Genomic DNA, 4,687 nt, shown 5'->3' with positions numbered 1-4,687 from the left:
CACCGACTCCACGCCGTCGCGGATGTTGCGCCAGAACGAGGCGATGTCGGGCGCACCCGGGAACCGTCCCGCCATGCCCACGATCGCCACCGCGTTGTCGAGCCCGGCGTCCGTCATCGTTCGTGATCCTTTCGTCCGTCGGCGGCCTCGGACCCGCCGCCCCCCGTACGTCGTTGCCTGAGCCGTCCTGCCGCCGCCCGGCGGTCCCGGGCCCGGTCGCGGGAGTCCCGGCGGGCCGCGTCCGGCTCCGCCGCCGGCCGCGTGTCCGTGTCCAGGTGAGCACTGAGCGCGGCCACGGTCGGATACCGGAACAGGTCCACGACGGACGGCTCACGGCCCAGCGCCGCCGTCAGCTCCCGCTGCACCTGGAGGACCAGCAGCGAATGCCCGCCCAGATCGAAGAAGTTGTCGCGCAGGCCCACCCGGTCGACGCCGAGAACCCTGCGCCACACCTCGGCCACCGTCTTCGCCGTCGGCGTCGCCGGGTCGGCGTAGGAGTCACCGCCGGGCAGCGCCCGCCCCTCGGTCGACGCCAGCGCGTGCCGGTCGAACTTGCCGTTGGTGTTCAGTGGCAGCGCCTGAAGCGCGGTGAAAGCGGACGGGCACATATAGGCGGGCAGCCGACTGCGCAGCGCCTGCCGCAGGGCCGCGGCCGTCGGCGGAGCCGCCCGGTCCGCCGGTACGACGTAGGCGTGCAGCCGTGCCCCGCCGGGCCCGTCCTCCGCGATGACGGCGGCCTCGGCCACCCCCGGGTGCCGACGCAGAGCGGCCTCCACCTCGCCCGGTTCGACGCGGTAACCCCGCACCTTCACCTGGTGATCCCGGCGGCCGACGTACTCCAGCGTCGCGTCCGCGCGCCAGCGCACCAGGTCGCCGGTGCGGTACAGCCGACCGCCGGGCGGCCCGTAGGGATCGGGCACGAACCGGTCCGCCGTCAGCCCCGGCCGCCCCCGGTAGCCGCGGGTCACCCCGCCGCCGCCCACGAGGAGTTCACCGGTGACGCCCGGTGGCACCAGCGCACCGCGCGTGTCCACCACATAGGCGCGGGCGCTGCCCACGGGCCGCCCGATCGGCACCGGCCCCGGGCCGCCGACGGTGCGCTGCCCGGTGGCCCACACCGTGGTCTCGGTTGGCCCGTAAAGGTTGTGCACCTCGCCGACCCGGTCCCGTAGCTGCTCGTCGAGTTCGGCGGGCAGTGCCTCACCCGTGGACAGGGCGGCGCGCAGCCGGCCGCCGCCCCGCCAGCCCGCCGCGATCAGCATGCGCCAGGTGGCGGGGGTCGCGTCCAACACGGTGACCCCGTACTCGCGCACCAGCGCCGCCAGCCGGGCCCCGTCACGGACCTCCTGCTCGTCGGCGATCACCAGCCGCGCCCCTGAGCACAGCGGCAGGAAGATCTCCGGTACCGAGATGTCGAAGCACACCGTGCTCACCGCACACAGCACGTCGGACGGGCCGAACGACAGCAGCTCCCGGACATGGGCCAGCAGATCCGCGACCGAGCGGTGGGTGACCTGCACCCCCTTGGGCCGCCCCGTCGACCCCGACGTGTGAAGGACGTACGCCAACTGCTCCGGAAGCACCCGCGCCCCGTCGTCCTGCTCGGCGCCGTCCTCCGTGCCGGCGTCCAGGAGCGTGATCTCGTACCCGGAGAACCGCTCGGCGAGCGGCGAGCCGGTGACCACACGCCGTGCGCCGGTGTCCGACAGCAGGTAGGACAGCCGCTCGTCGGGGAACGACGGGTCCAGTGGCACATACGTGCCTCCGGCCCGCAACACGCCGAGCAGCGCGACCACCAGATCGGCCGAGCGCGGCAGGCAGACCCCCACGGGTGTCTCCGGCCCGACCCCACCGGCCCGCAGCCGCGCGGCCAGCTGCTTCACCCGCCGGTCCAGTTCGGCGTACGTCAACCGGGTCGTCCCGCACACCACGGCCACGGCGTCGGGGGTGCGCGCCGCCTGGTCCGCCACCTGCCGGTGGACCGGCGGAGCGGTCCGGACCTCGGCCGTGCCGCTCCACCGCATCAGCAGCGCCGTCTCCGCCTCGTCGCTCAGCGGCAGCCGGGACAGGGGGCGCCCGGGATCCGCGGCCACGCCCTCCAGCACGGTCCGCAGATGGCGCACCAGCCGCTCGGCCGTGTCCCGGTCGAACAGCGAGGTGGCGAACTCCAGCCGCCCGTCCACCGCGCCGTCGCGGTGCAGCAGGCCCAGCTGCAGATCGAACTTGGCAGTGCCGGTGTGCACGGTCACCGGCTCCACGTCCAGGCCGGGCAGCCCGTACTCGGCCATCCCCTCGTTCTGCCAGGTGCACAGGATCTGGAAGATCGGGTGCCGACCGGGATCGCGGTCCATGCGCAGCGCCTCGACGAGCTTCTCGAAGGGCAGCTCCTGGTGCGCGTAGGCGTCGTTGGCGTCGTCCCGCACCCGGCGGACCAGCTCACGGAAGGACGGATCGCCCGACAGGTCACACCGCAGCACCAGCGTGTTGGCGAAGAAGCCGATCAGCCCCTCCAGTTCGGGCCGGGTCCGCCCCGCCACCGGCACGCCGATGAGCTGGTCGTCCCGTCCGCTCCACCGCAGCACCACGGTCTGGAACGCGGCGAGCACCACCGAGAAGAGGCTGGCCCGGCAGTCCCGGGCGACCTCCTCCAGCCGGTCGACCAGGGCGGCGGGCAGGGTGAAGGCGATCTCCTCCCCGGTGAAGTCCTGCGTGTCCGGCCGGGGGCGGTCGGTGGGCAGCCCGTGGTCGAGCGGGGCCCCCGCGAGCCGTGCGCGCCAGTGTTCCACCAGCCGCTCGAGCCGCTCCCCGGCGAACTCCCCGCGCTGCCAGGCGGCGTAGTCGGCGTACTGCATCGGCAGCCGCGGCAGCGGATCGGGGCGGCCGGCGCGGAACGCCTCGTACAGGGCGCCCAGTTCCCGCATGAGGATGCCGCCCGACCAGGCGTCGGACACGATGTGGTGCCACACCAACAGCAGTAGGTGATCGTCCGTGCCGAGGTGCAGCAGCCGTGCCCGGCACAGCGGGGCGGAGGCCAGCTCGAACGGCTCGCGGGCGTCGGTCAGACAGATCCGGCGCATCTCCTCCTCACGGTCGGCGGCGGGCAGCGCGCGCAGGTCCTGCCGCACCAGCGTCACCGGCCGGTGTGGGGCCACCTGTTGGACGGGAGTGCCGTCCGGCTGTTCGGTGACGACCGTGCGCAGCACCTCGTGGCGGCGGATCACGCCGTCCAGCGCCTGCTCCAGAGCCGCTATGTCGAGCGGTCCACGCAGGCGCAGACCGAGCGGCGCGTTGTAGGCGGCGTTGCCGGGTGTGAGCCGCTCCAGGAACCACAGCCGGAGCTGGGTGAAGGACAACGGTGCCGGTCCGCCACCGGGCCGCGCGGCCACCTGCTCCCCGCCCGCCGGGGACACCGAACGGCCGGGCGCGGACAGCCACTTGCTCAGCAGCGCCCGCTTCGCGTCCGACAGGCGGACCTCATTCGCCTCAGTGCCCGTCATGACGGGTCTCCTTCCGCCTTGTGCGGACCGTCCTGGCCCCCCGGTGCGGCGCCGTCGTCCGTCAAACGGGCGACTTCCTCGTCGGACATCTCCGCCAGTGCGGCGAGCATCGACTCCTCGATGGCGGCCGCCTGCTGAGCCACCGTGGACAGCCGGAACACCCGCTCCAGCGGCAACTCGACCGGGAAGGTCTCGCGCAGCCGGGCGGCGAGGCGGGTCATCAGCAGTGAGTCGCCGCCCAGTTGGAGAAAGTCGTCGTGGATGCCGACCCGCTCGTAACCCAGCAGTTCCTCCCACAGCGCGGCCACCGTCCGCTGGAGGTCGTCCACCGGCTCGGCGTAGGGCACGGGCAGATCCGGCCGGCTGTGCGCCGACCCCGCCACCTCCACCGTCCCGGCGCCCGGTGCGGCACTCCGTCGGCCGTCCGTGTCGGGCCCCATGCCCAGCCGGTACGGCTTCCCTTCGAAGGGGTACGTGGGCAGCGGGACCCGGCGGCCCCGGGTGCCGCCCCGCGGCCCCGCCCAGTCCAGCGGCGCGCCCGCCTCCCACAGCCGGGCCGCCGCGTGCAGCAGCGCCACCGGCTCGTCCGGCTCGGGCCGCCCGGCCCTCCCGGTCGTAGGCAGGGAGGCCAACGCCCGGCCGCGCTCTGTGCGGCGACGGGCCAGGGACGTCAGCGTCGCCCCGGGGCCGACCTCCAACAGCAGCCGGTCCTCCGAGTCCAGCAGTGCGCGCAGGCCGTCGTCGAAGCGGACGGTCGCACGGATGTGTTCGGCCCAGTAACCGGGGTCGGTGGCCTGCGAGTCCGTGATCCAGGTGCCTGTCACGTCGGAGCAGAACGGGATCGCGGGAGCGGACAGCCTCACGCCCTCGACCACACGCCGGTAGGTGTCCAGGGCGGGGTCCGTCAGTGCCGAGTGGAACCCGCGGGTGACCGGGAGACGCCGGTGCCGGATTCCGTCCGCGGCGCAGCGCCGCTCCGCCTCCGCCACCGCTCGCGCGGTACCCGACAGCACGCACTGCTCCGGGCCGTTGACTGCCGCGACGGACAGTCCGCACGCCTTGGCCAGTACCGCCGCGCCGTCTTCGTCGGCCGCGACCGCGAGCATGGCGCCTTCGGGGAGTTCCTCGATGAGGCGGCCGCGGGTGACGACGAGGGTGAGGGCGTCCTCGGGGGTGAAGACGCCGGCGAG

Annotated in this window: 3 protein-coding genes; all 3 read right to left on the bottom strand. The window is 74.2% G+C overall.

Annotated features, from left to right (window positions below; genetic code table 11):
• The coding region (locus ACWDEX_RS37015) for a beta-ketoacyl synthase N-terminal-like domain-containing protein (RefSeq protein ID WP_450469053.1) at nt 1–117 on the bottom strand (117 nt) is incomplete at its 3' end.
• Entirely contained in the window at nt 114–3,497 is a 3,384-nt protein-coding gene (locus tag ACWDEX_RS37010) for a non-ribosomal peptide synthetase (RefSeq protein WP_450469051.1), read from the bottom strand. The genes ACWDEX_RS37010 and ACWDEX_RS37015, both read right to left, overlap by 4 nt.
• The coding region (locus ACWDEX_RS37005; RefSeq protein ID WP_450469050.1) for an acyltransferase domain-containing protein at nt 3,494–4,687 on the bottom strand (1,194 nt) is incomplete at its 5' end. The genes ACWDEX_RS37005 and ACWDEX_RS37010, both read right to left, overlap by 4 nt.

This window comes from Streptomyces sp. NPDC001020, assembly GCF_053599115.1.
Note: the sequence above shows the minus strand (reverse complement) of the source record. Positions and strands in the feature narration are given on the sequence as shown.

Bases quoted from the DNA above. Each gene is read 5' to 3' on its own strand.
- ACWDEX_RS37010 (WP_450469051.1), bottom strand. From the start codon at position 3,497: ATGACGGGCACTGAGGCGAATGAGGTCCGCCTGTCGGACGCGAAGCGG.